The organism is Burkholderia sp. AU33423 (assembly GCF_002223135.1).
In the GTDB taxonomy this organism is placed as follows: Bacteria; Pseudomonadota; Gammaproteobacteria; order Burkholderiales; family Burkholderiaceae; genus Burkholderia; species Burkholderia lata_D.
The window spans coordinates 175,472-201,400 of the sequence record NZ_NKFH01000005.1; the positions used below are offsets into that span (position 1 = coordinate 175,472).

Annotated in this window: 26 protein-coding genes; 15 read left to right on the plus strand and 11 right to left on the minus strand. The window is 67.2% G+C overall.

Annotated features, from left to right (window positions below; all coding sequences use genetic code 11):
- The first annotated feature begins 92 nt into the window (after positions 1-92).
- Both CFB50_RS13285 and CFB50_RS13290 read left to right on the plus strand, forming a co-directional pair.
- Entirely contained in the window at positions 93-473 is a 381-nt protein-coding gene (locus tag CFB50_RS13285; protein WP_089446187.1) for a DUF5594 family protein, read from the plus strand.
- A gap of 159 nt (positions 474-632) precedes the next feature.
- The gene (locus CFB50_RS13290) at positions 633-2,000 is read left to right on the plus strand and encodes an MFS transporter (RefSeq protein WP_089446188.1); all 1,368 of its coding nucleotides are present in this window, start codon (positions 633-635) and stop codon (positions 1,998-2,000) included.
- A gap of 31 nt (positions 2,001-2,031) precedes the next feature.
- Here the strand turns inward: CFB50_RS13290 and CFB50_RS13295 are convergent, their stop codons facing one another.
- The 3 genes from CFB50_RS13295 to CFB50_RS13305 form a co-directional block, all read right to left on the minus strand.
- Complete coding sequence (locus CFB50_RS13295; RefSeq protein WP_089446683.1) at positions 2,032-2,625, minus strand: AAA family ATPase; 594 nt, start codon at positions 2,623-2,625, stop codon at positions 2,032-2,034.
- Positions 2,618-4,039 (minus strand): alpha,alpha-trehalose-phosphate synthase (UDP-forming), encoded by a 1,422-nt coding sequence (otsA, locus tag CFB50_RS13300; protein ID WP_089446189.1) that lies wholly within the window; start codon positions 4,037-4,039, stop codon positions 2,618-2,620. Before otsA ends, CFB50_RS13295 begins: the two co-directional genes overlap by 8 nt.
- Positions 4,040-4,180: 141 nt before the next feature.
- A complete protein-coding gene (locus tag CFB50_RS13305) occupies positions 4,181-4,393 on the minus strand; it encodes a hypothetical protein (protein WP_069248575.1) in 213 nt (70 codons plus the stop codon).
- Positions 4,394-4,681: 288 nt separating this feature from the next.
- Between CFB50_RS13305 and CFB50_RS13310 the strand changes: the two genes are divergently transcribed.
- Both CFB50_RS13310 and CFB50_RS13315 read left to right on the plus strand, forming a co-directional pair.
- Positions 4,682-5,233 (plus strand): hypothetical protein, encoded by a 552-nt coding sequence (locus CFB50_RS13310; RefSeq protein ID WP_089446190.1) that lies wholly within the window; start codon positions 4,682-4,684, stop codon positions 5,231-5,233.
- Positions 5,230-5,724, plus strand: coding sequence for a hypothetical protein (locus CFB50_RS13315; RefSeq protein ID WP_069248577.1), 495 nt, complete (start codon positions 5,230-5,232; stop codon positions 5,722-5,724). The genes CFB50_RS13310 and CFB50_RS13315 overlap by 4 nt, the downstream gene beginning before the upstream one ends.
- Before the next feature lie 67 nt (positions 5,725-5,791).
- Here the strand turns inward: CFB50_RS13315 and CFB50_RS13320 are convergent, their stop codons facing one another.
- Positions 5,792-7,129, minus strand: coding sequence for an ABC transporter ATP-binding protein (locus CFB50_RS13320; RefSeq protein WP_089446191.1), 1,338 nt, complete (start codon positions 7,127-7,129; stop codon positions 5,792-5,794).
- A 22-nt stretch (positions 7,130-7,151) separates the two neighbouring features.
- Entirely contained in the window at positions 7,152-8,909 is a 1,758-nt protein-coding gene (locus CFB50_RS13325; protein ID WP_069248578.1) for an ABC transporter permease, read from the minus strand.
- A 514-nt stretch (positions 8,910-9,423) separates the two neighbouring features.
- On the opposite strand from CFB50_RS13325, the gene CFB50_RS13330 reads away from it, so the two are divergent.
- Positions 9,424-9,690, plus strand: a complete 267-nt coding sequence (locus CFB50_RS13330) for a double-stranded DNA-specific endonuclease (protein ID WP_011545926.1) — start codon at positions 9,424-9,426, stop codon at positions 9,688-9,690.
- Between the two features lie 42 nt (positions 9,691-9,732).
- Here the strand turns inward: CFB50_RS13330 and CFB50_RS13335 are convergent, their stop codons facing one another.
- Entirely contained in the window at positions 9,733-11,049 is a 1,317-nt protein-coding gene (locus CFB50_RS13335; protein ID WP_089446192.1) for an ATP-binding protein, read from the minus strand.
- Entirely contained in the window at positions 11,033-11,758 is a 726-nt protein-coding gene (locus tag CFB50_RS13340) for a response regulator (RefSeq protein WP_009693256.1), read from the minus strand. Before CFB50_RS13340 ends, CFB50_RS13335 begins: the two co-directional genes overlap by 17 nt.
- Before the next feature lie 224 nt (positions 11,759-11,982).
- Between CFB50_RS13340 and CFB50_RS13345 the strand changes: the two genes are divergently transcribed.
- Positions 11,983-12,534, plus strand: a complete 552-nt coding sequence (locus CFB50_RS13345; RefSeq protein WP_089446193.1) for a periplasmic heavy metal sensor — start codon at positions 11,983-11,985, stop codon at positions 12,532-12,534.
- 69 nt (positions 12,535-12,603) lie between these two features.
- On the opposite strand, the gene CFB50_RS13350 is transcribed toward CFB50_RS13345, so the two are convergent.
- Entirely contained in the window at positions 12,604-13,299 is a 696-nt protein-coding gene (locus tag CFB50_RS13350; RefSeq protein ID WP_089446194.1) for a pirin family protein, read from the minus strand.
- A gap of 369 nt (positions 13,300-13,668) precedes the next feature.
- Here CFB50_RS13350 and CFB50_RS13355 point away from each other — a divergent pair, with 369 nt between their 5' ends.
- The 4 genes from CFB50_RS13355 to CFB50_RS13370 all read left to right on the plus strand — a co-directional run bounded on the left by CFB50_RS13355 (position 13,669) and on the right by CFB50_RS13370 (position 16,881).
- Entirely contained in the window at positions 13,669-14,451 is a 783-nt protein-coding gene (locus CFB50_RS13355; RefSeq protein WP_144020652.1) for an ABC transporter substrate-binding protein, read from the plus strand.
- A 232-nt stretch (positions 14,452-14,683) separates the two neighbouring features.
- Entirely contained in the window at positions 14,684-15,373 is a 690-nt protein-coding gene (locus CFB50_RS13360) for an ABC transporter permease (RefSeq protein WP_021158491.1), read from the plus strand.
- On the plus strand, positions 15,370-16,083 hold the full coding sequence (locus CFB50_RS13365; protein ID WP_059233487.1) for an ABC transporter permease: 714 nt from the start codon (positions 15,370-15,372) through the stop codon (positions 16,081-16,083). The genes CFB50_RS13360 and CFB50_RS13365 overlap by 4 nt, the downstream gene beginning before the upstream one ends.
- 18 nt (positions 16,084-16,101) lie before the next feature.
- Positions 16,102-16,881, plus strand: coding sequence for an ABC transporter ATP-binding protein (locus CFB50_RS13370; RefSeq protein WP_089446196.1), 780 nt, complete (start codon positions 16,102-16,104; stop codon positions 16,879-16,881).
- 54 nt (positions 16,882-16,935) lie between these two features.
- Here CFB50_RS13370 and CFB50_RS13375 read toward each other — a convergent pair whose 3' ends face one another.
- Complete coding sequence (locus tag CFB50_RS13375) at positions 16,936-17,433, minus strand: GNAT family N-acetyltransferase (RefSeq protein ID WP_089446197.1); 498 nt, start codon at positions 17,431-17,433, stop codon at positions 16,936-16,938.
- Between the two features lie 88 nt (positions 17,434-17,521).
- On the opposite strand from CFB50_RS13375, the gene CFB50_RS13380 reads away from it, so the two are divergent.
- Together CFB50_RS13380 and CFB50_RS13385 are read left to right on the plus strand one after the other, a co-directional pair.
- The gene (locus tag CFB50_RS13380) at positions 17,522-18,493 is read left to right on the plus strand and encodes a LysR family transcriptional regulator (protein ID WP_231937721.1); all 972 of its coding nucleotides are present in this window, start codon (positions 17,522-17,524) and stop codon (positions 18,491-18,493) included.
- A gap of 561 nt (positions 18,494-19,054) precedes the next feature.
- Positions 19,055-20,134: a porin gene (locus tag CFB50_RS13385; protein ID WP_069249348.1), complete on the plus strand. Its 1,080-nt coding sequence runs from the start codon at positions 19,055-19,057 to the stop codon at positions 20,132-20,134.
- Positions 20,135-20,311: 177 nt separating this feature from the next.
- Here the strand turns inward: CFB50_RS13385 and CFB50_RS13390 are convergent, their stop codons facing one another.
- Complete coding sequence (locus CFB50_RS13390) at positions 20,312-20,650, minus strand: P-II family nitrogen regulator (RefSeq protein WP_006398637.1); 339 nt, start codon at positions 20,648-20,650, stop codon at positions 20,312-20,314.
- A gap of 83 nt (positions 20,651-20,733) precedes the next feature.
- Positions 20,734-22,440: an NAD+ synthase gene (locus CFB50_RS13395; RefSeq protein WP_089446198.1), complete on the minus strand. Its 1,707-nt coding sequence runs from the start codon at positions 22,438-22,440 to the stop codon at positions 20,734-20,736.
- A 110-nt stretch (positions 22,441-22,550) separates the two neighbouring features.
- Here CFB50_RS13395 and CFB50_RS13400 point away from each other — a divergent pair, with 110 nt between their 5' ends.
- The 3 genes from CFB50_RS13400 (at position 22,551) to CFB50_RS13410 (ending at position 25,925) form a co-directional block, all read left to right on the plus strand.
- Positions 22,551-23,729: a GNAT family N-acetyltransferase gene (locus tag CFB50_RS13400; RefSeq protein ID WP_089446199.1), complete on the plus strand. Its 1,179-nt coding sequence runs from the start codon at positions 22,551-22,553 to the stop codon at positions 23,727-23,729.
- A gap of 302 nt (positions 23,730-24,031) precedes the next feature.
- On the plus strand, positions 24,032-25,066 hold the full coding sequence (locus CFB50_RS13405) for an AraC family transcriptional regulator (protein WP_089446200.1): 1,035 nt from the start codon (positions 24,032-24,034) through the stop codon (positions 25,064-25,066).
- 49 nt (positions 25,067-25,115) lie between these two features.
- The gene (locus CFB50_RS13410; protein ID WP_089446201.1) at positions 25,116-25,925 is read left to right on the plus strand and encodes a GIY-YIG nuclease family protein; all 810 of its coding nucleotides are present in this window, start codon (positions 25,116-25,118) and stop codon (positions 25,923-25,925) included.
- The last annotated feature ends 4 nt before the right edge of the window (positions 25,926-25,929 follow it).

A 25,929-nucleotide genomic window follows, 5' to 3' on the forward strand; every position in this document is an offset into this window, starting at 1 on the left:
TGCAGCAAGTGGTAACGCGCGATTACCGGTATCACGTCCGTCGAAATGCGCCGTGGCCGTGCTACGATTTTCGACATACAGGAGACGCCGTCATGCAGCCCGAAACCGCCCGCCGTTTCGATACGGAATTCGCCCCGCGCATCGCACAGGCAATCGCCGCCTTCTTCGCCGAACACGTGCTGACCGACGTCGTCCCGTATGGCGGACACGGGCACCCGACGCGCGTGCAGATCCGCAGCGCGCCGCACGAGCACGTCAGCGGCTTCGACCATCCGCTGAACCTCGAACTGACCTGGGACACCGACGAAATCGAGCGGTTGATGGAGTCGGACGGCCCGCAACGCTTCGAGCACTACCTCGCCGCGCTGCCAAAAAAGCTGGGGGCATGGCAGAGCGCGCGCGACATCGATCTCCTGTCGCGCACGCAGGCCGACCCGCTCGTGCGGCTCGGCGGCCTCGACTTCGAAGGCTGAGCGCCGGCGTCGCGCCATGCGGCCCGGTGATACACTCGACCGGCCCCGCTCCGGTGCAGTTGCGCCGGCCGGGCCGCTCATCGCCGCCTCCACCCTTGCACATGGTTGCGCACGCAACCGGCAACCGGGCGCGCGGACAACCACGCCTCTGCTCCCGCCATGAACGCCGATACCGGCCTGCCCCTTCCGCAACGCTACTGGGCGATCGTCTGCGTCGCACTGGGCATCACGCTCGCCGTGCTCGACGGCGCCATCGCGAACGTCGCGCTGCCGACGATCGCGCGCGACCTGCACGCATCCGACGCCGCCTCGATCTGGATCGTCAACGCGTACCAGCTCGCGGTCACGATCACGCTGCTGCCGCTTGCTTCGCTCGGCGAGCGCGTCGGCTACCGCCGCATCTACATCGCGGGGCTCGCGCTGTTCACCGCGGCGTCGCTCGGCTGCGCGCTCGCCGGCTCGCTGCCGATGCTGGCCGTGATGCGCGTGATCCAGGGCTTCGGCGCGGCCGGCATCATGAGCGTCAACGCCGCGCTCGTGCGGATGATCTACCCGTCGTCGATGCTCGGGCGCGGGCTGTCGATCAATGCGATGGTGGTGGCGCTGTCGTCGGCGATCGGGCCGACGGTCGCGTCCGCGATCCTGTCGTTCGCCTCGTGGCCGTGGCTGTTCGCGGTCAACGTGCCGATCGGCATTGCCGCGGTATTCGGCAGCCTGCGCGCGCTGCCGGCCAACCCGCTGCACGACGCGCCGTACGATTTCGCGAGCGCGCTGATGAACGCGTGCGTGTTCGGGCTGCTGATCACGGCCGTGGACGGGCTCGGCCACGGCGAAGGCCATGCGTACGTCGCGGCCGAGCTGGCCGTTGCATTCGTCGTCGGCTACTTCTTCGTGAAGCGCCAGCTGTCGCAGCCGGCGCCGCTGCTGCCGGTCGACCTGATGCGCATCCCGATGTTCGCGCTGTCGGTCTATACGTCGACGGCGTCGTTCACGTCGCAGATGCTCGCGTTCGTCGCGCTGCCGTTCTGGCTGCAGAATTCGCTCGGCTTCTCGCAGGTCGAGACGGGCCTGTACATGACGCCGTGGCCGCTCGTGATCATGTTCGCCGCGCCGCTCGCGGGCGTGCTGTCGGATCGCTATTCGGCCGGCATCCTCGGCGGAATCGGGCTCGCGCTGTTCGCGGCCGGGCTGCTGTCGCTCGCGACGATCGGCGCGCACCCGGGCACCGTCGACATCGTGTGGCGGATGGCGCTGTGCGGTGCGGGCTTCGGGTTGTTCCAGTCGCCGAACAACCGCGCGATGCTGTCGTCGGCGCCGCGCGAACGCAGCGGCGGCGCGGGCGGCATGCTGAGCACCGCGCGGCTGACCGGGCAGACGCTCGGCGCCGCGCTCGTCGCATTGATTTTCGGGCTCGCGCCGGATCGCGGGCCGACGATTGCGCTCTATGTCGCCGCGGCATTCGCGGCGGTGGCCGCGGTCGTCAGCATGCTGCGCATCACGTCGCCACGGCCGGACACGGCGACCTGACGCCACCGCGCACCGCATGCGCGGCCGAGCGTCATGCCACGTCGAGCGCGTCCAGCACGAAGCGCACGCGCGTCTTCACGCTCTCACGCGGCAATTCGATCAGCCGGTAGCCATATGACGTGTAGCAATCGACCATCGCGTCGTAGGTGCGCACGGCTTCCGCGAAGTCCTGCCTGCGTTCGGTGTCCTGCGCATAGATGTCCGGCCACGGCGGCGCGATGAACACGCGCCGGTGGTAGCGGAAACGGCGGGCCGCGGCTTCCGCATGCGCGGGCACCGCGAGCCCTGTCAGCCGTAGATAGCCGACCACGTCCGGCACGCCTCGATCGAAGAACACGGGCCCGCGCGCGTGGCGCGCGAGATCGTACGAGCGCATCTCCCAGCTCAGCATCAGCTCGGCGAACGCCGCCGGGTCACGCCATGGCAACGCGTGACCGTCGATCGCCATCTGGTCGCGGATCACGCCGCGACCGGCTTCCTGCGAGCGCGCGAAACCGGCGTGCTCGAGCGCGTCGAGCAACGTGCTCTTGCCCGAGCCCGGGCCACCGGTGACGATAAAGAAGCGGCGTGCGGCTTCTTCGCTCGCATCGTCGGCGACGCCGGGCACGTGCACGACCTCACGCATGCGCAACGCGCCGGCCCGCGCGCCGCGTGACCGACGCGGCCGCCGCGACACTGCGCAAGTCGGCAACGAACGTATCGCGCCAGACCGACAGGTCGTTCGCGCGCAGCCGCGCGAGGTTCTCCTCGTGACGCGCCTGCCGCTCCGCGAGCGGCATCGACAGCGCGCGCTCGAGCGCCTCGGCCATCTGCGACAGGTCGTACGGATTGACGAGGAGCGCGCCGGTCAGCTCGGCTGCCGCGCCCGCGAACTCCGACAGCACGAGCACGCCGGGATCGGCCGGATCCTGCGACGCAACGTACTCCTTCGCGACGAGATTCATCCCGTCGCGCAGCGGCGTCACGTAGCCCACCTGCGACATCCGGAAGAACGCCATCAGCAGGTTGCGCTCGTACTTGCGGTTCAGGTACTGGATCGGCGTCCAGTCGAGCTGCGAGAAGCGGCCGTTGATGCGGCCGGCCTCACCCTCGAGCGTTTCACGGATGTCCTGATAGGTCTTCACGTCGGAACGCGTCGGCGGCGCGATCTGCAGGAGCGACACGCGCCCCTGCCAGCCCGGCGCGTTCGCGAGCATCCGCTCGAACGACTGGAAGCGCTCGACGAGCCCCTTCGAATAATCGAGGCGGTCGACGCTCATCACCAGCTTGCGCCCGTCGAGCGCCTCGCGCAGCCTCTTCACCGGCTTGCGCGTGCCGTACTGGACGGCCGCCTGCGCGATCGCGTCGGGATGCACGCCGATCGGATAGGCGGCGACCTTCACGACGCGGCCATGCGCGTGCAGCATCCCGTCGTCGCTCGCCGCGCCGATCCCGCGCCGCTCGATGTAGTCGGTAAACGCCTGCTTGTCTGATTCGGTCTGGAAGCCCGCGACGTCGTACGCGCACATGAATTTCACGAGCTCCTCGTGCGGCGGCACGAGACGCAGCATGTCGGGCGACGGAAACGGAATGTGCAGGAAGAAGCCGATCGGGTTCTTCACGCCGAGTTCGCGCAGGTAATGCGCGAACGGCAACAGGTGATAGTCGTGCACCCAGATCAGGTCGTCGGGGCGCAGCAATGCGGCGAGCTGCTTCGCGAGCATCGCGTTCACACGCAGATAGCCCGCGTACTCCTGGCGGTCGAAGCGCGCGAGATCGCCGCGGTAATGGAACACCGGCCACAGCGTCGCATTCGAGAAACCGCGGTAGTACTGGTCGTAGTCGCGCCGGGTCAGCCCGACCGTCGCGTAGGTGACGTTGCCGTCCCGCTGGATCGCGGGCGCGGTGTCGGGTGCGTCGACGATCTCGCCGTTCCAGCCGAACCAGACGCCGCCCGTTTCCTTCAGCGCGTCCATCACGCCGACCGCCAGGCCACCCGCGCTCGGGCGCGTGTCCTCACCGGCGGCGACACGGTTCGATACCACGATCAATCTGCTCATGCGGCTTCCCCTCCTCGATTCGATTGGCTGGCGCGCGGCGCGCGCCAAGGCGGACACGGCGGCCCGAAGGCGGCCGTGCGGCGATTCAGATGTGAGCAATGCAGGTGTGAATGACAGCGGCGGAATACGGCGGCAACGGCATCAGGCGTCCTGCTCCTGGCCGAGATCCCGCTGATAGTCGAGCCCTTCCGGGCGCGCGCCACCCTGGTTGTGATCGCCGTCGGCCGGCGTCTCGCCGGGCGCGCCGGCGGGCGGTGCCGGCGGCGCGTCGGTCGGCGGACGCGGGCGGTCCGTCTCCGGATGGCCGGTCCCGGCTTCGGGCGGCCGGGGCGAAAGCCGTTTCGAACGGCGCATGGCTGGGTGTCTCATGTGGGTCGCGGCCCGAGGCCGTCGTAGAAACATTCCATAACTCAAAAGTCTAGGTCGCTTCCCTGCATGCCAAGGTAACAATTGCCTTCAATTTGTAACGTTTCGACCCCTCTCGATTCATCTGTTCGACAATGGCCACGCGCGCACGCGCGCGGCCTGCCGTCCGGCGATTTGTCAAAGCTTTGCAGTTTTCCTATGACAATTGCGAAACAATGACGCGGCATGACGGCGTGCATGCGACGCCGCTCACCCAGACAGGACTTGCACTCAGGGATGAACATTCGTTTCGAATCGACGCGCCGGGCCATGCCGGCGCGCGTCGTGCTGGCCGCGTTCGCCACGGCCGCACTGCTGTCCGGCTGCAACTCGCTGTACAGCGAGGGCGCGACAGCCGGCGCCGGTATCGCGGGCGCCGCGATCGCCTCCAAGGTCACCAACAACGCCGCCGTCGCGACGGGCATCGGCCTCGGCGCCGTCGCCGGTGCGCGGGCGGGCGTCCAGTACTCGCAGCGGGTCGCACACCGTTACACCCAGGAACAGATCGCGAAGGCTGCGGGCCCGCTCGATGTGGGCGGCGTTGCGCCGTGGTCGACGCACCACTCGTTCCCGATCGAGGACGACGAGCAGGGGCGTGTGACGGTCAGCCGGATGATCAGCATCGGTCCGCTCGACTGCAAGGAAATCGTGTTCGCGGTCGATACGCCCGCGAAACCCGACAAAGCCGCGCAATCGGCCTTCTACGTCGCCACGATCTGCCGCGACGGCCCCGTGTGGAAATGGGCATCGGCCGAACCGGCGACCGAACGCTGGGGCGCGCTGCAATGAGCGTCGCACTCCGTATCGCGGCCATCGGCGCGCTGTGCGCGGCGATGGCCACGCTGTCGGGCTGCGGATCGGTCGGCGCGGCGAGCGGCGCCCTCGCCGGCGCGGCGACGGGCCTCGTCACCGCGAACCCGGCGGTCGGCGTCGGCGTCGGGATTGCCGTGCAGGCCGCGACCGACGAAGCCGTCAACCGCACGATGAAGCAGCTCCATCAGAACCAGCAGGACGCGATCGCGAAGACGGCCGGCAGCCTGGCCGTCGGCGAAGTGAAGCCGTGGAAGGTGAAGAACACGCTGCCGCTCGAAAACGGCGAAGGCGAAGTGCGCGTCACGCGTGCGTACGCATCGGCGCTCGCGATCTGCAAGGAATTCGCGTTCTCGGTGAAGGATGGCGACAAGGCCGACTGGTATTTCGCGAATGCCTGCCAGCAAGGCGCGCACTGGAAGTGGGCGTCGGCGGAACCGGCGGTCGACCGGTGGGGGAACCTGCAGTAACCGCGCGACACGCCGCGCATGATGCGCGGCGCACACGCATGCCGGGCCGCACGGCCCGGCACGTCGATCACGACTCGACGTCCTCGAGACTGAAAATCTCGGTCTGGTCGTTGTACGAGAAGATCTCGCCGTAACGGCCCCAGTCGATCACCGCGTCGAGCGTCTCCTCGGCGGCGCCGTCCGACAGGAAATCCTCCAGCTCCTGCTCGAAGCGCACGCGCGGCGCACGATGGCCCGGGCGCTCGTTCAGCACCTTCTTGATCCGCGCGGCGAGCGGCACGTGCTTCAGCAGGTGATCCGCGAACATCAGCTTGCGCTCCTGCGTACCGAATTCCGCGAACACGCGCCCCGGCGGCGTCAGGAACACGTCCCCTTCCCGCACGTCCGCGAAGCCGAGGTACTGCAGCACTTCGGCGATCGGGAACAGATCGTCGACTTCCAGATGCAGCGTACGCGCGATTTCCGGCATGTCCGCGCGGCCGTGGTACGGCGCCATCGCGAGCGTCTCGATCAGGCCGGCCATCAGGTTGGTCGACACCTGCGGCAGCCAGCTGCCGAGCTCCAGCCCCTTCTTCGTCGCCTCGCCGGTCTGGCGGGCCGTCATCTTCGCGTAGATGTCGTCGACGAGCTTGCGGAACGCCGGGTCGAGCCGGTTGCGCGGATGCTTGAACGGCACCTTGATCTCGGCGATCACGCGGCCCGGGTTCGACGACAGCACGAGGATCCGGTCGCACATGAACACCGCTTCCTCGATGTTGTGCGTGACGATCAGCACCGACTTGATCGGCATCCGGCCCTGCGTCCACAGATCGAGCAGGTCGGTACGCAGCGTCTCGGCCGTCAGCACGTCGAGCGCGGAGAACGGTTCGTCCATCAGCAGGATCGTCGGATCGACGACGAGCGCGCGCGCAAAACCCACGCGCTGGCGCATGCCGCCCGACAATTCGCGCGGGTACGCGTTCTCGAAGCCGTCGAGACCGATCAGGTCGATCGCGGCCAGCGCACGCTCGCGCCGCTCGCGTGCGCCGACGCCGAGCGCCTCGAGGCCGGCTTCCACGTTCTGCAGCACGGTGAGCCACGGGAACAGCGCGAAGGTCTGGAACACCATCGCGACGCCTTCGGCCGGCCCGCGCAGCGGCTGGCCGAGATAGGTCACTTCACCGCCGGTCGGCTCGATCAGCCCGGCGATGATGCGCAGCAGCGTCGACTTGCCCGAGCCGGAACGGCCGAGCAGCCCGACGATCTCGCCTTCGCGCAGCGCCAGGTTCGCATCGTCGAGCACGAGCAGTTCGCCCTGCGTCTTGTTGAAGCCGCGACAGACGTGATCGACGCGCAGGATTTCCTCACCGAGGCGCGGCGGCTGGTTCGTCTGGACGGGGGCGTTTACAGCATTCGGATTGTGCATCGCGTTTCGCTCTCAATCGGTCTCAGTCGAGCCGCAGCTTCGCTTCGGCGAAGGCATACAGCGGACGCCACAACAGGCGGTTGAACAGGGTAACGAACAGGGACATCACGGCGATGCCCAGGATGATCTTCGGAAAATCGCCGGCGGCGGTGGTCTGCGCGATATAGGCACCGAGGCCGTGCGCCTCGATCTTGGTATTGCCCCACTGGACGGCTTCCGACACGATGCTCGCGTTCCACGCGCCGCCCGATGCGGTGATCGCACCGGTCACGTAGTACGGGAAGATGCCGGGCAGGATCGCCTGCCGCCACCACTGCCAGCCACGGATGCGGAAGTTCGTCGCCGCTTCGCGATAGTCGTTCGGGTAGGACGTCGCGCCGGCGATCACGTTGAACAGGATATACCACTGGGTGCCGAGCACGATCAGCGGCGACAGCCAGATATCGGCGTTCAGGTGGAAGCGCGCGATCACGATCACGAACACCGGGAACAGCAGGTTCGCCGGGAACGCGGCGAGGAACTGCGCGAGCGGCTGCAGCTTTTCGGCGAGCTTCGGGCGCAGCCCGACCCACACGCCGATCGGCACCCAGATCACTGATGCGATGGAGATCAGCACGACCACGCGCAGCAGCGTGATGAGCCCCAGCACCAGCACGTGGCCGACCTCGGCCATCGTCACGCCGGTCGACACGAAGCTGATGACGCGCCACACGATATAGGCCGTGCCGAGCAGCACGAGGGTCGCCCACGCGATGTCGACCGTGCGTGACGCCTTCTTCTCGACTTTCGGCAGCGAGAAGCGCATCGCCCCCGACAGCGGCAGCCGCAGCGGAATCCGCGCGGCCTTCGCGAAGAACCAGCCGGCCGGCACGAGCAGTTGATGAATCAGGCGCGTGCGGCGCACGAGGTCGAGCAGCCAGGATTGCGGCGCATCGCCCGACGCGGTGTTCTCCATCCGGAACTTGTCGGCCCACGCGATCAGCGGGCGGAACAGCAGTTGGTCGTACGCGACGATCACGACCGTCATCGTGAGGATCACCCAGCCGATCGCACCGAGATTCTTGTCCGAGATCGCCTGCGCGAGATACGCGCCGACGCCCGGCAGCGTGATGGTCTGGTTGCCGACGGTGATTGCCTCCGACGCGACGACGAAGAACCAGCCGCCCGACATCGACATCATCATGTTCCAGATCAGGCCCGGCATCGAGAACGGCACTTCGAGCTTCCAGAAGCGCTGCCACGACGTCAGGTGGAAACCCCGCGACACTTCGTCCAGGTCGCGCGGCACCGTACGCAGCGACTGGTAGAAGCTGAACGTCATGTTCCACGCCTGGCTCGTGAAGATCGCGAAGATCGCCGCGAGCTCGGCGCCGAGCACGCGGCTCGGGAACAGCGCGAGGAAGAACGTGACCGTAAACGAGATGAAGCCGAGCACCGGCACCGACTGCAGGATGTCGAGGATCGGGATCAGCACCATGCCGGCACGCCGGCTTTTCGCGGCGAGCGTGCCGTAGATCAGCGTGAACGCAAGCGACGCGACCATCGCGGCGAGCATCCGCAGCGTGGTGCGCAACGCGTATTCGGGCAGGTTCGACGGGTCGAGCGAGATCTTCTGCGTCTGCAGGGTACCGATCGGCGCCATCGTTTCGTGGAAACCGACGATCGCCATCGCGAGCAGGCAGATGATCAGCGGAAACGCGATGAAATCCCACCGGTTCGGCAGGACGCGCCACGCGGACGCGTTGGCGGTCCGGTTCGGATTGAAGAATCCGACGTCCATCAGGCGCCCTCCCCGGTAAGGCCGAACGAAGCCGGCAGTCGATGTTGATTCATGGCAAAGCGCACGGGTGCGGTAATTCGATTGACTGACGATCGCGCGCGAGCGCGGTGCGCCGTGCGTGCACGCGCTGCCGCGCCCCGGACGAGTCGGCCGCGACGGCACGACACTACACCAACCTGTATTTCAGGTACAACCGTCCCGTCCGGGAACGGCGCAGGCGGCGCACGGATCATGCCTGGCGCGTGGGCGGATGGCGGGTGCGCGGGTCGGCAGCCCCGGCCGCAGTCTTTCGGCCGGCATGCAGGCCCGAATTATGCCGTGATCCGGCTCGCCCGGGAACCCGCCAGCCGCACGTACGCGACAAACCATGTCGCGCGTCACCAGCCGGATACGACTAAGCGGGTATGATCAGGGCTGGCCCTCGGGATCTGTTGCGGACGGTCCGATGGCAACGCATGCGCGTGCCCGATGTCAACAGGCCCCGGGGATCGATCGACGAGCGGGAGGAAAGGGAATGGCAGGAAACTTGGTGATCGTCTGCCGCGATCAGGATGCCGACGCGTTCTACGAACTGATGCAGGAGTACGGGTCGTTCCAGACGCGGCTGTCGTCGACGGCGTGGTACCTGAACATGAACGTCGTGCCTGAATCGCTGCAGGAGGAAATCCTGGAGCGCCTCGGCCGGTACACGACCGTCTACATCTTCGAGGCCACCACCGTGACCTACAACACCATCGACAGCAACGCGGCCGAGACGCTCGGCACGCTGTTCGGCGAATGACGGCACGCGGCGCCAGCCCGGACGGGCCGGCGCCGCAGCCGCTCATGCGGCTTGTGCGTGGGGTTCGTCCTTCGGCACGACCTCGAACGGGAACGTCATCGCGACGCGCAGGCCGCCTTCGGGGCGGTTGCCGATGTCGCACGCCCCGCCCAGCCTGAGTACGAGCCGCTCGACGATCGCGAGCCCGAGCCCGCTGTGGCCGTTGCCGCCTCGCGCGGGGTCGAGCCGCACGAACGGCCGCGTGGCCGCCGCGAGGTCGCGCGGTGCGATCCCGCCGCCGCTGTCGCTCACCGACAGCACGTAGCCGGTCGGCGTGCGCGCCGTCTCGATGAGCACGGGCGGCGCACCGTACGCATGCGCGTTGTCCAGCAGGTTCGACAGGATCCGGTCGAGCGTCGCCGTCGGCAGCCGGAAGCCCGGATCGGCGTCGAGCCGGGTCTGGACCGTCGGCGCGTTCGGCGCGACCGCGCGATAGCTGCGCGCGATCCGCTCGCACGCCTGATCGACCGGCACCGGCTCGCTGCGATCGGACCCGCCGTGCGCAAACACCAGGAATTGATCGACGATGTGCGACATCGAATCGACGTCGCGCACGACGCCGTCACGCAGCCGGGCGTCGTCCATCATTTCCGCCCGCAGCCGCATCCGCGCAAGCGGCGTGCGCAGGTCGTGCGCCACGCCCGCGAGCATCACCGCGCGGTCGCTCTCGGCCTGCGACACCTGTTCCACCATCTGGTTGAAGCCATGCGTGAGCTGGCGCAGCTCGCGCGGGCCGCGCTCACGCAGCGGCGGCACCGGCTGGCCGCGACCGAAGCGCGCGACCGCGCGCGCGAGCGAGCGCAGCGGCTGCTGCAGCTGCCAGGCCGCGAACAGCGCGGCGATCACGCCGGCCGAGAATATCGTGCCGAGCCACAGCAGCATCCGGTCGAGCGAGCGCGGCGGCCGCAGCGGCTGCACGGGCACCACGATCCAGTTGCGGTCGGCCGGCTCCTTCACCCACAGCACGGGCGGATGGCCGGGCGTGCCGATCTCGACCTGCGTGCCGGGCGGCATGCGGTCGCTCACGTCGTCGCGGAACCGCTTCAGCGGCGGCGGCAGCCCTGCATCGCCGCCCTTCGGCACGTCGGCGCTGTCCGGCGACACGAGCCGCACGCGCGACGGCAGCGGCTGGTCGGGCGTGCGCGCGACGTGCTGGCGCACCGCGTCGACGAGGAACGCGGCCTCCTCGACCGCATAACGCGTCTGCATCTGGTTGCGCTCGAGCCGCATCGCGAAAAACCACGCGAAGTGCGACAGGAGCAGGACGCCGACGACGAGCAGCGCCAGCCGCCCGAACAGTGAATCAATGGGTTTGCGCATGGGCCTCGCCGTCGGGCACGAACACGTAGCCGCGCCCGCGAACCGTCTGGATGAAGCGCGGCGTCGACGGATCCGTTTCGAGGATGCGGCGCAGGCGCCACACCTGGACGTCGATGCCGCGGTCGGTGCCGTCGTACTCGGGCCCGTGCAGCAGCTCGAGCAGCCGCTCGCGCGTGAGCGTGCGCAGCGCATGGTTCACGAAGATCTTCAGCAGCGCGAATTCACTGCTCGACAGCGTAGCCGGCTTGCCGTCGACCGACAGCGTGCGCGCCTGGAAGTCGAGCACGAAGCGGCCGAACGCGAACGGCTCGCGCTGTTCGGGCGCCGCGGCCGACGGCGTCGCGCGGCGGCGGCGCAGTACGGCCTGCACGCGCGCGAGCAGCTCGCGCGGGTTGAACGGCTTGCCGAGGTAGTCGTCCGCGCCGAGCTCGAGCCCGACGATGCGGTCGACGTCGTCCGCACGCGCGGTCAGCATGATCACGGGGATGTCGTCGCCGGCCGCGCGCAACTGGCGCAGCGCGGTCAGGCCGTCGACGCCCGGCATCATCAGGTCCAGCACGATCAGGTCGGGCCGCTCGCGCTCGAGGCGCTTCTCGAGCGTCGCCGCGTCGTGCAGCACGGACACTTCCATCCCCTGGCGCACGAGGTAGTCGCGCAGCAGGTCTCGGAGTTCTTGGTCGTCGTCGACGATGAGGATCTGGGTAGTCATGGTTCGAAGTTTACCGCGCGAGGGCGGAGTCGAAGAACGAAACAAAGGGACGAAAGGGTTACTGCGGGTTACCGCGCAAGGGAACTGTAATGCGCGGTAACCCGGCCACCGCCCCACGTAACACCGGCCGCAGCCTGCATCGCTAACCTGCGTCTTACCGGATGCGGCACCCGGTTTTCCCGGTACCGCATCGCCGGACCCTTTGGATACAAGGAGTTTCTGAAATGTATAAGAAGACTTCCCGCGTGGCCATCGCGGCCGCCACCCTGCTCGCTCTCGCATTCGGCACCGCGCATGCCGCGCAGCCCGACGACATGCCGCCTCCGGGCGGCCCTGGCGCCCACCAGATGCACGGCGGGCACGAAGGCGGCCCGTTCGGCGCGATCATGAAACTGCACGACCAGCTGAAGCTCAACGCGTCGCAGGAACAGCAATGGCAGGCGGCCGTCAACACGATGAAGCAGAACCGTGACGCGATGCGCAAGAGCCACGAGCAGATGCGCGACCAGTTCAAGGCGCAGCAGAACCAGCCGATCCTCGACCTGAGCGCAATGCACTCGGCACGCCAGCAGGCCGAGGCGCAGAACGCGCAACTGCGCGAGCAGACGTCCGCCGCGTGGCTCACGTTCTACAACGGGCTGAACGACCAGCAGAAGACGATGGTCAGCACGGCGCTCAAGCAGCAGTTCGCGAAGATGGAACAGCGCCACGAGAAGATGAAGGAGCGCTGGGAGCAGCATCGCGCGGCCAAGGCCGCGTCGGCGCCGGCGCAGTAAGCCGGCGGGCCGCTCCGCGGAGCGGCATCGAAGGGGACGCGGGCACCGGCCCGCGTCCCCTTTTTGCAGTCAGGCGACGTCGAACAGCAGCACCTCGGCCGCCTGGCCGCGCGCGAACGCCACCGCGTCCACGCCGCCGATCCGCACGCCGTCGCCCGCGGCCAGCGCACAGCCGTTCACCTCGAGGTCGCCGCGTACCACGTGCACGTACGCGCGACGCCCGGCCGGCACGTCGAACGCCGCCGCCTCGTCGCCGTCGATCAGCCCCGCGAAGATGCGGGCGTCCGCACCGATCGGCAGCGCACCGTCGCCACCGTCCGGCGCCGCCACTATCCGCAGCCGGCCGCGTTTCTCGTCATCGGCAAAGCGCGTCTGCACGTAGCCGGGCCGGCCGCCTGCCCCGGCCGGCGCGAGCCAGATCCGCAGCAGGCGCAGCGGCTCGTCACGCGACGCGTTGGTTTCGCTCAGCATCACGCCGGTGCCGGCGCTCATGCGCTGCACGCCGCCCGCACGGACGATCGCCCCGTTGCCGAGGCTGTCGCGATGCGCGAGCGCGCCGTCGAGCACGTAGGTGACGATTTCCGCGTCGCGGTACGGCCGCATCCCGTAGCCGCGGGTCGGCGCGATGCATTCCTCATTCAGTTCGCGCAACGCGCCGAACGCCGGCGGTCCGCTCCGGCCGGACGCCCAAGGAAAGCTGTGAAGGAATTCGTGCCAGCCATGGCTGCGCTGGTCGCGATCGGCGGCGCGGCGGATCTGGAACATGGGACGGACACTCCGTGAGATGCGTGGTTCTGCCATGCCATCACTGTATGAGTGTGCCAATCGCGCCACAATCCGCCGCCTGCGCACCGCATCGTTGCACCTGCGGATGCAATCGACGCAATGGTCATTGCGAATACGACGATTATCGCAACAGCGGGATCAATGCGTCGAAGAATCGATCGGTCGGCCCGGATTGCCGGTTTCCGGGTATCGCGTTCGGGTAAAATACCGGCCTTTTGGCGTTCGCCGTTCCGGCGGCCGCCATTGCCAGAGCGCCGTTCGGCGATTTTTGGCCGTCTAGAATACGCCGCGGCGCCCGTTCCGACCGGCCGCGAGCGCTCCCGGAAAGTCAGCAACAGAAGGATGGAAATGAAGAAGGCCGCCCTGTGCGCCGCCCTCGCCCTCATGGCGGGCAGCGCCTTCGCGAAGGAGTGGAAGACCGTGCGGATCGGCGTCGACGCCAGCTACCCGCCGTTCGAGTCGACCGCGCCGAGCGGCGAGATCGTCGGTTTCGACGTCGATCTCACCAAGGAAATCTGCAAGCGAATCAACGTGAAATGCGTGTGGGTGGCGCAGGATCTCGACGGGATCATCCCGGCGCTGAAGGCGAAGAAGTACGACGTCATCGTGTCGTCGCTGACCGTCACGGACAAGCGCCGCGAACAGATCGACTTCTCCGACAAGGTATATGACGCGCCGGCGCGGATGATCGCGAAGACCGGCTCGCCGCTGCTGCCGACGATCGTGTCGCTGAAGGGCAAGCGCGTGGGCGTCGAGCAGGGCTCGACGCAGGAAACCTACGCGAAGGCGTACTGGGAACCGCAGGGCGTGACGATCATTCCTTACCAGAACCAGGACCAGGTCTATGCCGATCTCGGCTCGGGCCGTCTCGACGCGACGCTGCAGGACGAGCTGCAGGCCGACTACGGCTTCCTGCGCACGCCGCGCGGCAAGGGTTTCGCGTTTGCCGGGCCGGAAGTGAAGGATCCGAAGACGATCGGCGACGGCACCGCGATCGGCCTGCGCAAGGAAGATACGGACCTGAAGCTCAAGATCAACAAGGCGCTGGCCGACATGCACAAGGACGGCACGTACGACCGGCTGTCGCACAAGTATTTCGCGTTCAGCGTCTATTCGGCTTCGGCCCGCTGAGCAACGAAAAGAAGAGACGACGGATGCGGGGGCGGCCTCGTATCCGGGCAGTACAGGCAGTCAACCACGCGCCGCCCGCCCCCTTGCCCGTCGTTCGCGCGACAGGCAGGCCCGGCACCGATGCCGGGGCGGACGGTCATGATACGCACGGGGCGTTCCGCGCAGCTTGGGCGGAACGCGTCTTTCGCGGCGCACCGCGTGCGCCCTAAGGGACCACACCAGGGACCACTCAATGTTTCTACAAGGTTACGGCCCGCTGATCCTCGCTGGCACCTGGCAAACCGTCAAACTGGCGGTGCTTTCGCTTGCGCTGTCGTTCCTGCTGGGCCTGCTCGGCGCGGGCGCGAAACTGTCGCGCAACCGCTTCACGAACGGCGTCGGCACCGTCTACACGACGCTGATCCGCGGCGTGCCCGACCTCGTGCTGATGCTGCTGCTGTTCTACAGCCTGCAGATCTGGCTGAACATGGCGACCGACGCGCTCGGCTGGGACCAGATCGACATCGACCCGTTCCTCGCCGGCGTGCTCGTGCTCGGCTTCATCTACGGCGCGTACTTCACCGAGACGTTCCGCGGCGCGTTCCTGTCGGTCCCGCGCGGCCAGCTCGAGGCCGGCAGCGCGTACGGGATGACGAACTGGCAGGTGTTCACGCGGATCATGTTCCCGCAGATGATGCGCTTCGCGCTGCCGGGCATCGGCAACAACTGGCAGGTGCTCGTGAAGTCGACCGCGCTCGTGTCGATCATCGGCCTCGCCGACGTCGTGAAGGCGTCGCAGGATGCCGGCAAGGGCACGCTGCGGTTCTTCTTCTTCACGCTGATCGCGGGTGCCGTCTACCTCGCGATCACGACGATCTCGAACTTCGTGCTGATGTGGCTCGAAAAGCGCTACTCGACCGGCGTCCGCAAGGCTGACCTATGATCGAACTCATCCAAGAATACTGGCGCAACTATCTCTACACCGACGGCTATCGCATCACCGGTGTCGCGATCACGTTGTGGCTGCTGGTCGTGTCGATCGGCCTCGGCTTCTGCCTGTCGATACCGCTCGCGGTCGCACGCGTATCGAAGAAGAAGTGGCTGTCGAGCGCCGTGTGGCTCTACACGTACGTGTTCCGCGGCACGCCGCTCTACGTGCAGCTGCTGCTCTGCTACACGGGCCTCTACAGCCTGCAGGCCGTGCGCGGCACGCCGATGCTCGACGCGTTCTTTCGCGACGGGATGCACTGCACGCTGCTCGCGTTCACGCTGAATACCTGCGCGTACACCACCGAGATCTTCGCGGGCGCGATCAAGGCGACGTCGTACGGCGAGATCGAAGCCGCGCGGGCGTACGGGATGTCGACGTTCACGATGTATCGCCGCGTGATCCTGCCGTCGGCGCTGCGCCGCGCGCTGCCGCTGTACAGCAACGAAGTGATCCTGATGCTGCACGCGACCACCGTCGCCTTCACCGCGACGGTGCCGGACATCCTGAAGATCGCCCGTGACGTCAACTCGGCGACCTACATGTCGTTCCATGCGTTCGGCATCGCCGCCCTGCTCTATCTCGTGATCTCGTTCACGCTCGTCTGGCTGTTCCGCCAGGCCGAGCGCCGCTGGCTCGCGTATCTGCGCCCGCAAGGCAAGTAAGTTTTCGCAGGACTATTGATGAATTCCCAGACTCAGAAGCTTTTCGTCGACGATCTGCACAAGCGGTACGGCGACAACGAGGTGCTCAAGGGCGTGTCGCTGAAGGCGAACTCGGGCGACGTGATCAGCGTGATCGGCTCGTCCGGCTCCGGCAAGAGCACGATGCTCCGCTGCATCAACTTCCTCGAGCAGCCGAACGCGGGCCGCATCTTCGTCGACGGCGAGGAAGTGCGCACCGCGCTCGACAAGACGGGCGCGCTGCGCGCGGCCGATTCGAAGCAGCTGCAGCGCGTGCGCACCAAGCTGTCGATGGTGTTCCAGCACTTCAACCTCTGGTCGCACATGAACGTGATCGAGAACGTGATGGAAGCGCCGGTGAACGTGCTCGGCATCCCCAAGAAGGAGGCCGAGGAGCGCGCACGCGAGTATCTCGAGAAAGTCGGCCTCGCGCCGCGTGTCGAGAAGCAGTATCCGTCGCACCTGTCGGGCGGCCAGCAGCAGCGCGTGGCGATCGCACGCGCGCTGGCGATGCATCCGGACGTGATGCTGTTCGACGAGCCGACGTCGGCGCTCGACCCGGAGCTGGTGGGCGAAGTGCTGAAGGTGATGCAGAAGCTCGCCGAGGAAGGCCGCACGATGATCGTCGTCACGCACGAGATGGGCTTTGCGCGCAACGTGTCGAACCACGTGATGTTCCTGCACCAGGGCCGCGTCGAGGAGGAAGGTGTGCCGTCCGAGGTGTTCGCCCACCCGAAGAGCGAACGCCTGCGCGGGTTCCTGTCCGGCAGCCTCAAGTAACGCACGCTGGTCGAGCGGGCGCCCGCGGTTCGCCGCGCGGCGCCCGTTTTGCGTTTACGCGGCGCTCACCGGCGCGCTGTCGGCAAACGCACGCAGTTCGTCGCCCGCGAGCCGGTAGCGCACCCATTCGCTCTGCGGCGCCGCGCCGACGCTCTCGTAGAAGCGGATCGCCGGCTCGTTCCAGTCGAGCACGCTCCACTCGAAACGCCCGCAGCCCGACTCGACCGCGATCCGCGCGAGCGCCTTCAGGAGCCGCAGCCCGGCGCCCGCGCCGCGAAAACGCGGCGATACGTACAGATCCTCGAGATACAGCCCCTGCCGGGCAAGCCACGTCGAATACGAGAAGAAATACACGGCGAAGCCGGCCGGCTCGCCGTCGACCTCGCACATCAGCGCGCGCGCCGGCGATCCGTCGCCGAACAGGCTGCGCTCGAGCGACGCGGGCGTCGCGATCACTTCGTGTTCCGCCTTCTCGTAGATGGCCAGCTCGGTAATGAAACGCAGGATCTGCGGCACGTCGGCGACGGTGGCGGAACGGATGTCGATTTGCACGGGTTGAGCCCTCCTCCGGCCCGGGTGTGAAACGGGAAACGGCGCCGCGCAGCCGCGCTGGCACCCATCAGAGCGTCATGCTACGTTCATGCAGCCCCTGCAGGAAGTGCAGTTTCTTCATCCGGACCTGAACATGATGCATCCCGATCTGCGCCGCCTCGACCTGAACCTGCTCCTCGTGTTCGATGCGCTGTACCGCCACCGGTCCGTCGCCGCGGCCGCGCACGAGCTCGCGTTGAGCCCGTCCGCGTTGAGCCACGCGCTCGCGCGGCTGCGCGACGCGATCGGCGACGCGCTGTTCGTGCGCCTCGGCAACGAGATGCAGCCGACCGTGCGCGCCGACGACATCGCCACGTGGGCCGGCGACGCGCTCGACACGATGTCGAAGGGGCTCGCCCGCGCACGCCGCTTCGATCCCGCACAAAGCGACCGCACGTTCGTGTTCGCGGCGACCGACTACACGGCATTCGCCGTGCTGCCGGCGTTTCTCGCCCGCATCCAGCATGTCGCGCCGCAACTACGGATCCGCGTCGTGCATTCCGACCGGAAGATCTCCGTCGACGAACTCGCGGCCGGCCGCATCGATTTCGCGCTCGGCTACCACGAGGAATCGGCGGCCGACGCGCCGGGCATCGAGGACTTCGACTGGTTCTCCGACGACTACGTCGTGATCGCGAGCGCCACGCATCCGGAGATTCGCCGGCGCCTGACGCTCGACCAGTACCTGGCGGCACGCCACGTGGTCGTCACGCCGTGGAACGAGTCGCGCGGTGTCGTCGACCATGTGCTCGACCGGCTCGGCCTCGCGCGGCAGGTCGCCGTGCAGTTGCCGACCGTGCTGGCCGCGCCGTTCGTGATCGCGGAATCCGCGCTGCTGATGACGGTGCCGAACCGTGCCGCGCAGGCACTGCGGCATGCGGCGCCGATCCGCCTCTTTCCGGCGCCGTTCGAGATCCCGCGCTACACCGTGAAGGTCTACTCGCATGCGAAGCATGCACGCACCGATGCGCATCGCTGGATTCGCGCACAGTTGCTCGACGCAAGGCCCGCCGCTGCCTGACCGACACAGGTTGTACATCGCGCCGAGCGTTGCCAGACAAGCGTTTCAGGCACCCGCCGGCCCTATCCGGCAGCCTTCCATTCATTACGAAATACTTACCAATTTCTCGTATCCGACGCCTACGCCCGCGCCCTCTCAGCGTCAATAGTGGCAATCCTTGACCCCTGTTTGCAAAATTCGTGTCTCCCTTGCAGGACAAGGGTTTTCCGTTAATTGCAAACCCTTGGCACCCCTATTGCCCACCGTGTTGCATGGCAATTTGGCGACACGTGTTAGTCAAACAACGATTTCCATCGCCACAAAATTGTATTTTTGCTAAATTAGTAACCAAAGTAGCAAAACGAAGTTCGTGAAATGTAGTTTAGCTTCACGACACTACAAGGAGACCCCGCAGGCCGACCTGGCTGCGCGGGACCGCTCAACGGTTTTCCGTCCGCTTGCCCGCGTGCTGCGCTTACCGGCCCTGCACGAGGTCTCCCTGGTTATCCCGCTTTTGCCCGGCGCTCGCGCTCCGGGCATCTCGTGCAGTCTGGGTTGACTTTTTGACAGGGTATGGAGGAGATGATGAAGAAAGCTTTGGTCGCGGCCGCGCTGATGGCTGCTGGGGTGGTGACGGCGCACGCGCAGAGCAGCGTCACGCTGTATGGCCGCCTGGATGCCGGCATCGAATACCTGAACGGCCTGCAAAACGGCCACCAAGTGCGCGCGGAAAGCGGCGACTGGGGCACGAGCCTGTGGGGCTTGAAGGGTAGCGAGGACATCGGCGGCGGCAACAAGGTCCTGTTCCACCTCGAAGGCGCGTTCAACACGATGACCGGCGGCTTCAGCGGCTCGATCTGGGATCGTTTCGCGACCGTCGGTATCTCGAACGACCAATACGGTACGCTGCTGTTGGGTCGCGAGCTCGCGATCGCCAACGGCGTGTGGGACTTCGACCCGTTCGGCCAGTCGGCCTGGTCGACGGCATCGCTGGTGCGCGGCCGCAACTGGAACAAGACCAGCAACAACGTGTCGTACCAGTCGCCGTCGCTCTACGGCCTCGACTTCTACGGCCAGTTCTCGTTCTCGAACTCGACCAGCTTCAACGGCAACACGACGGCCGGCCAACCGGGCCGTGCAATGGGCGGTCAGGTCACCTACACGAACTCGCTGTTCCAGTTGCGCGGCATCTACGACGAAACGCGCGACAGCAACGGTCGCTTCTCGGACGTGTTCAACTACTCGCGTGAATACTTCGCGGGCGTGAACGTGTTCCTCGGCCAGTTCAAGGTTCAGGCGGCCTACCAGGCATCGCGCGCCGACGGCAGCGGCGGTCCGGCAGTGAACGCCGGCGTGACCGGTACCCAACAAGTGTGGGGCGGCGTGACGTGGCAGGCAACGCCGGCAGCGGCGCTGATCGCGGCCGTGTATCACGTGAACGCGAACCACGGCGGCGGCAACGCGAACATCTACACGATCGGCGGTTCGTACAACATCTCGAAGCGCACGCTGTTCGACCTGCAGGCCGCGACGGTGCGCAACAGCTCGTCGGCCAACTTCGGTCTGAACGCGAACGGTGCAGGCACCGCCGTGTCGACCGGCAACCCGCATCCGGGCGGCAGCCAGACCGGCGTCTACGCCGGCATCCAGCACCTGTTCTGATCAGGCGCCGTCAAAGAACGATTCGACAACACTTTCCACGCTGCTGCGAGAGGCGCGTATCGGTGCGGTACCCAACCGGGTATCCGCACCGTTTTTTCTTGGGCGGCGAGTTCTTGCGACCCGTGGCCCGATCGGCCGAAGCGGCCGGGAAGTGATCGAATGGCGCGGACGCGGCGCTCAGACGGCCGCTTCGTTCTCTTCGCCGGTGCGGATGCGGATCACGCGCTCGACGTCCGACACGAAGATCTTGCCGTCGCCGATCTTGCCGGTGCGCGCCGCGCCGATCACCGCATCGATCACCTGGTCGACCTGCGCTTCCGCAACGACCACCTCGATCTTCATCTTCGGCAGGAAGTCGACGACGTATTCGGCGCCGCGATACAGCTCGGTATGGCCCTTCTGGCGGCCGAAGCCCTTCACTTCCGTCACGGTCAGGCCCGTGAGACCCACTTCGGCGAGCGCTTCGCGGACTTCGTCCAGCTTGAACGGCTTGATGATGGCAGTGATGCGTTTCATGGTGGTTGTCCCCCAATGCTCGTTTGGATGAAAAATCGCGACCCCGATTGTAAGCCTGCGGGCCGCATGCGGCCCAGCACCGCTCAATCGAGACGTTCGGTGAAACGTGACGTGATCGGATAGCGCCAGTCGCGCCCGAACGCGCGATGCGTGACGCGAATGCCGATCGGCGCCTGGCGGCGCTTGTATTCGTTGATCTTGATGAGCCGCGTCACGCGTTCAACGTCGGCCTGCGCATAACCGGCCGCGACGATCTCGGCGAGCGGCCGGTCCTCTTCCATGTACATCCGCATGATCGCGTCGAGCACGTCGTACGGCGGCAGGCTGTCCTGGTCGGTCTGGTTCTCGCGCAGTTCGGCCGACGGCGCGCGGGTGAGAATCCGCTCGGGAATCACGTCGCGCAGCGGGTAGTCGGCCGTTTCGTTACGATAGCGGCACAGCCGGTACACGAGCGTCTTCGCGATGTCCTTGATCACCGCGAACCCGCCGGCCATGTCGCCGTACAGCGTGCAGTAGCCGACCGCCATCTCGCTCTTGTTGCCCGTCGTCAGCACGATCGAGCCGAACTTGTTCGACAGCGCCATCAGCAGCGTGCCGCGAATGCGCGCCTGGATGTTCTCCTCGGTCGCGTCTTCCGCCCGGCCCGCGAACTCGCCCGCGAGCGATGCGCGGAACGCATCGAACATCGGCGCGATCGCGATCTCGTCGTAGCGCACGCCGACCCGCCGCGCCATTTCCGCCGCGTCGGTGGTCGAGATGTCAGCCGTGAAGCGCGACGGCATCATCACTGCGCGCACGCGCTCCGGCCCGAGCGCATCGCATGCGACGGCCAACACCAGCGCCGAATCGACGCCGCCCGACAGCCCGATCAGCACGCCCGGAAACCCGTTCTTGCCGATGTAGTCGCGCACGCCCGTCACGAGCGCGCGGTACACCTGCGCGTCCGTCGACAGCTCGGGCGCGATCGGGCCCGGCAGCGGCCGCGCGCCGTCGAATTCGACGATTGCGTGCCCTTCGTCGAACTGCGGCATCTTCGCGACGAGCGCGCCCTGCGCGTCGAGCACGAACGAGCCGCCGTCGAACACGAGCTCGTCCTGGCCGCCGACGAGGTTCACGTACACCATCGGCAACCCGGTTTCGCGAATCCGCGCGCGCAGGATGTCGATGCGCACCGCTTCCTTGTTCATGTGGTACGGCGAGCCGTTCGGGATCAGCAGCACCTGCGCGCCGGCCGCCTTGGCAATCTGCGCGGCCGATGCGTGCCACGCATCCTCGCAGATGATCACGCCGTATTTCACGCCGTTCAGCTCGAACACGAGCGGCTCGGCGTCCGTCGCGAAATAGCGCTTCTCGTCGAACACCTCGGCGTTGGGCAAATCCTGCTTGCGATAGGTGCAGAGGATCTCGCCGCCGACGATCAGCGATACCGCGTTGTAGGTATCGGTGGGCGGCACGCCGCGCTCGATCGGTCGGTTTGCATTACCATCGACGGCTGGCGCGTGCGCGCCTTCGCCCATGCCTCGCAACGGATGGCCGACCAGCACCGCGAGCCCGTCGAACGCTTTCAATGCGTCGGCGAGCGCGTCGAGTGCCGAGGCCGCCGCCGCGTAGAACGCGGGCCGCAGCAGCAGGTCTTCCGGTGGATAGCCGGACAGCGCGAGTTCCGGCGCGACCATCAGCTGCGCACCATCGTTGTGCGCGGCGCGTGCGGCCGCGACGATCCGCGCGACGTTGCCGGCGAAGTCGCCGACGGTGACGTTGATTTGGGCGAGAGCGAGTCGGGTCTTCATGGCGGGATCGGCGCAGCCCGGCGGCGCGCCCTGAACGGCTGACGAAATCGTCCCGGTGCGGGCCGCGCAGGCCCGCGCATCCGGCGACACAGAACGGTACGGATTCACGCTTGAAACACGAACGCATCGATTATCGCACGGGCATCCTGTCGTCCCCCGCGGAGGTGCCGGCCGAAGAATGGAACGCGCTGCTCGCCCGCGACGCGCAGCCGACGCCCTTCCTGCGCCACGAATTCCTCGACGCGCTGCACGTCGCGCGCTGCGCGGTCGACGATACAGGCTGGTCGCCGCACTTCGTCACGCTGACCGACGAGCGCACCGGCCGCCTCGCGGCCGCCGCGCCGGTCTACGCGAAGCAGCATTCGTACGGCGAATACGTGTTCGACTGGGCGTGGGCCGACGCGTACCAGCGCAACGACCTGCCCTACTACCCGAAGCTGCTGTGCGCGGTGCCGTTCACGCCCGTGCAGGGCACGCGCCTGCTCGCGGCCGACGATGACGCGCGCCGCCGGCTCGCGGCCACGCTGCTCGCGTTCGCCGAGCAGAGCGACGTGTCGTCGCTGCACGTGCTGTTCCCGACCGGCGACGAAGCGGCGCTCCTCGAATCGATGGGGATGATGCTGCGCGAAGGCGTGCAGTTCCACTGGATCAACGACGGCTACCGCCACTTCGACGATTTCCTCGGCACGCTCGAGCAGAAGAAGCGCAAGAACATCCGTGCCGAGCGGCGCAAGGTGCACGACGCGGGCGTGACGTTCCGGCGGCTCACCGGCGACCAGATCACCGACGCCGACTGGCGCTTCTTCTCGCGCTGCTACCGGCAGACCTATCGCGAACACTATTCGAGCCCGTACCTGAATCTCGACTTCTTCCGCACGATCGGCGCGACGATGCCCGAGAACCTGCTGCTCGTGATCGCGGAAGCCGGCGGGCAGCCGATCGCGAGTGCGCTCGCCGTCTACCGGCGCGGCGAAAAGGGCGGCGGCACGCTGTATGGCCGCTATTGGGGCGCGCTCGAACACGTGCCCTGCCTGCATTTCGAAACGGCCTACTACCAGTTGCTCGAATTCTGCATCGAGGCCGGGCTCGATACGTTCGAAGGCGGCGCACAGGGCGAACACAAGCTCGCGCGCGGCTTCCTGCCGACCGTCACGCACTCCGCGCACTGGCTCGCGCACCCGGCGTTCTCGGACGCAGTCGCACGCTTTCTCGAACGCGAGACCGAGCATATCCACGCGTACGTCGACGAACTGCGCGAACACGATCCGTTCCGGCGCGGCAGCGAGTAACTTCGTCAAGGGTCCCGGCATGCGACGAAGCCACGGCCGGCTTCGCTGCATGCCACACGGCTCCTTCGGCTCGGTGCGCGGCGAGCGTCACCGTCATCGGCAGCGCCTCGATCACCCACGCGACGCAATCGTCGAACGCCGGAACAGCGAAGTTTTCATTGATCCGCCTGAATCGATCTGTTGTACTTGTCACCACACTCCAGCGTCCCGGTTTAAAAAATCGACCGGTCACCATGCTTGACCGGCAGGAGCAGTACCTGACCTCTCGCAGCGGGGGCAACCCGAAGGTCATGGAGAGAGACATGGAGTTACGACAGAAATCGGTATCCGTCCGGGTCTACCGACAGGCGCTCGACGACATGCGCCGCAACGGCTTCGACGTCGCGCCGCTGTATGCGACGCTCGGCATCGGCGCGGCCGATCTCGCCGACGACGCGCGGCGCATCCCCGGCGATCGGCACGTCGCCGCGATGCGGCTGATGAGCGATTGGCCGTTGTCCTGGCATCGGCCGCCGCCGCAGGTCGTGCCGTGGCTCGCACCGTTCCCCGAGCTCGCGGGCATCACCTGCAACGCCGCGACGCTGCGCGACGCGCTGCACGGCTACCTGCGCTACCGCGAGCTGATCGGCAACGTCGACTGGCTTTTCGCGCATGAAACGGGCGACGCGATCGCACTCGAGTACGTGAACGAGGGTGACGGCCGGCCCGCCAGCAGCGCGTTCGCGAATTTCGCGATCCTCGTCGCGCTCGCGCGCCTGTACGATCCGCACGTGCGGATCGACGAAGCCGCGTTCGCGGGCCGCGCGTTCGCGCCGACGGCCGCGTTGCGCGACCTCCTCGGCGCGGCGGTGTCGTTCGATGCCGCATGCAACCGCGTCGTGCTGCGCTCAGCGCGCTTCGACACACCGTTCGAGCGCTACAACGCGCCGCTCGCGGACATCCAGCGCCATGCGGCCGACGCCGCGCGCGAGCGCGTGCGCGCCCGCTCGACGTTCGGCTCGTCGGTCGAGCAATGCGTGCGCGACTGGCTGCGCACGTCCGACGACGCCGACGTGCCGGCCGACACATTGATGGAGCACGTCTGCGCGCGCTTTGCGATGTCGCGCTGGACACTGCGCCGGCGGCTGCATCGCGAAGCGGTCGGGTTTCACGCGCTCGTCGCGCAGGCGCGGCTCGGTGAAGCGCGCGACCTGCTGCTGAATACGCAACTGCCGATCGGCGAGATCGGCGCGCGGGTCGGCTTCCGTTCGACGAGCGCATTCACACGCTTCTTCACGCGCGAACTCGGCGCGGCGCCGAGCCGCTTCCGCGACGGGCACGGTGATCGGTGGCGTTGACGGGCGCTTTTTCTGAGACACTGGCGGCTTCGCATCCCGCCGCCCTGCCATGTCCTGGTTTCTGTATCTAATCGAATGCTCCGACGACAGCGTCTATACGGGCATCACGACCGACGTTGCCGCGCGCTTCGACGAGCACGCATCGGGCAAGGGCGCGCGCTATACGCGCTCGCGCAAGCCGCGCGCGGTGCTCGCGTCGTTTCCGCTGCCCGACCGGTCGAGCGCGTCCCGCGCCGAATACTGGGTGAAACGGCTCACGGCGGTGCAGAAGCGGGAACTGGCGGCCGGGCTGCGGACACTGGAGTCGGTACTGCCGGCCATGGTGGCCGTCGATACGAGCGGTGACGCGGCCGGGTCGAAGGCCGGTGCGCGCGGGCGGAAGAAGGCGAAGAACGTCGATAGTGCGGAGAAGACGATCGAGACGGGCAAAAACCCGAAGAAGGCCGGGAAAGCCGAAAAGGTCGACAAGCCTGCAAAAGCCGCCAAGCCTCCCAAGGCGACAAAGGCCACACCGGTCGCGAAACGCAAGAAGCCCGACAGCGATGCGGTCGCAAGAAAGACTTCATCGTGCGACACCCCGGTAAAAAAGGACAAACCGGCCGCGCCTTCTTCGTCGAAAATAAAAACGCAGACAGCCAGCGGCAAACCCGTTACGAACGGACGCGAAAACACCGCGCCCGCACCGGCCCGCCGCCGCCCGCCTGCTACCCAAGCCGCCGAAGCGCCCGCGGCTCCCGTTGCCCCTCCCCGCGCGAAGCGCACGAAGGACGCGCCGTCCACCGCCACGTCGCCTGCGGCCGTACCCGTCTCCGTGCGCAAACGACCCGAACGCACAAAACAAAACCGCGCGGCCTCCTGAGGAG

What these genes read in the sequence shown, in the direction of transcription:
- CFB50_RS13285 (WP_089446187.1), top strand. Translation starts at nt 93, where the DNA reads ATGCAGCCCGAAACCGCCCGCCGTTTCGATACGGAATTCGCCCCGCGC.
- CFB50_RS13290 (WP_089446188.1), top strand. Translation starts at nt 633, where the DNA reads ATGAACGCCGATACCGGCCTGCCCCTTCCGCAACGCTACTGGGCGATC.
- CFB50_RS13295 (WP_089446683.1), bottom strand. Translation starts at nt 2,625, where the DNA reads ATGCGTGAGGTCGTGCACGTGCCCGGCGTCGCCGACGATGCGAGCGAA.
- otsA (WP_089446189.1), bottom strand. Translation starts at nt 4,039, where the DNA reads ATGAGCAGATTGATCGTGGTATCGAACCGTGTCGCCGCCGGTGAGGAC.
- CFB50_RS13305 (WP_069248575.1), bottom strand. Translation starts at nt 4,393, where the DNA reads ATGCGCCGTTCGAAACGGCTTTCGCCCCGGCCGCCCGAAGCCGGGACC.
- CFB50_RS13310 (WP_089446190.1), top strand. Translation starts at nt 4,682, where the DNA reads ATGAACATTCGTTTCGAATCGACGCGCCGGGCCATGCCGGCGCGCGTC.
- CFB50_RS13315 (WP_069248577.1), top strand. Translation starts at nt 5,230, where the DNA reads ATGAGCGTCGCACTCCGTATCGCGGCCATCGGCGCGCTGTGCGCGGCG.
- CFB50_RS13320 (WP_089446191.1), bottom strand. Translation starts at nt 7,129, where the DNA reads ATGCACAATCCGAATGCTGTAAACGCCCCCGTCCAGACGAACCAGCCG.
- CFB50_RS13325 (WP_069248578.1), bottom strand. Translation starts at nt 8,909, where the DNA reads ATGGACGTCGGATTCTTCAATCCGAACCGGACCGCCAACGCGTCCGCG.
- CFB50_RS13330 (WP_011545926.1), top strand. Translation starts at nt 9,424, where the DNA reads ATGGCAGGAAACTTGGTGATCGTCTGCCGCGATCAGGATGCCGACGCG.
- CFB50_RS13335 (WP_089446192.1), bottom strand. Translation starts at nt 11,049, where the DNA reads ATGCGCAAACCCATTGATTCACTGTTCGGGCGGCTGGCGCTGCTCGTC.
- CFB50_RS13340 (WP_009693256.1), bottom strand. Translation starts at nt 11,758, where the DNA reads ATGACTACCCAGATCCTCATCGTCGACGACGACCAAGAACTCCGAGAC.
- CFB50_RS13345 (WP_089446193.1), top strand. Translation starts at nt 11,983, where the DNA reads ATGTATAAGAAGACTTCCCGCGTGGCCATCGCGGCCGCCACCCTGCTC.
- CFB50_RS13350 (WP_089446194.1), bottom strand. Translation starts at nt 13,299, where the DNA reads ATGTTCCAGATCCGCCGCGCCGCCGATCGCGACCAGCGCAGCCATGGC.
- CFB50_RS13355 (WP_144020652.1), top strand. Translation starts at nt 13,669, where the DNA reads ATGAAGAAGGCCGCCCTGTGCGCCGCCCTCGCCCTCATGGCGGGCAGC.
- CFB50_RS13360 (WP_021158491.1), top strand. Translation starts at nt 14,684, where the DNA reads ATGTTTCTACAAGGTTACGGCCCGCTGATCCTCGCTGGCACCTGGCAA.
- CFB50_RS13365 (WP_059233487.1), top strand. Translation starts at nt 15,370, where the DNA reads ATGATCGAACTCATCCAAGAATACTGGCGCAACTATCTCTACACCGAC.
- CFB50_RS13370 (WP_089446196.1), top strand. Translation starts at nt 16,102, where the DNA reads ATGAATTCCCAGACTCAGAAGCTTTTCGTCGACGATCTGCACAAGCGG.
- CFB50_RS13380 (WP_231937721.1), top strand. Translation starts at nt 17,522, where the DNA reads ATGCAGCCCCTGCAGGAAGTGCAGTTTCTTCATCCGGACCTGAACATG.
- CFB50_RS13385 (WP_069249348.1), top strand. Translation starts at nt 19,055, where the DNA reads ATGATGAAGAAAGCTTTGGTCGCGGCCGCGCTGATGGCTGCTGGGGTG.
- CFB50_RS13390 (WP_006398637.1), bottom strand. Translation starts at nt 20,650, where the DNA reads ATGAAACGCATCACTGCCATCATCAAGCCGTTCAAGCTGGACGAAGTC.
- CFB50_RS13395 (WP_089446198.1), bottom strand. Translation starts at nt 22,440, where the DNA reads ATGAAGACCCGACTCGCTCTCGCCCAAATCAACGTCACCGTCGGCGAC.
- CFB50_RS13405 (WP_089446200.1), top strand. Translation starts at nt 24,032, where the DNA reads ATGGAGTTACGACAGAAATCGGTATCCGTCCGGGTCTACCGACAGGCG.
- CFB50_RS13410 (WP_089446201.1), top strand. Translation starts at nt 25,116, where the DNA reads ATGTCCTGGTTTCTGTATCTAATCGAATGCTCCGACGACAGCGTCTAT.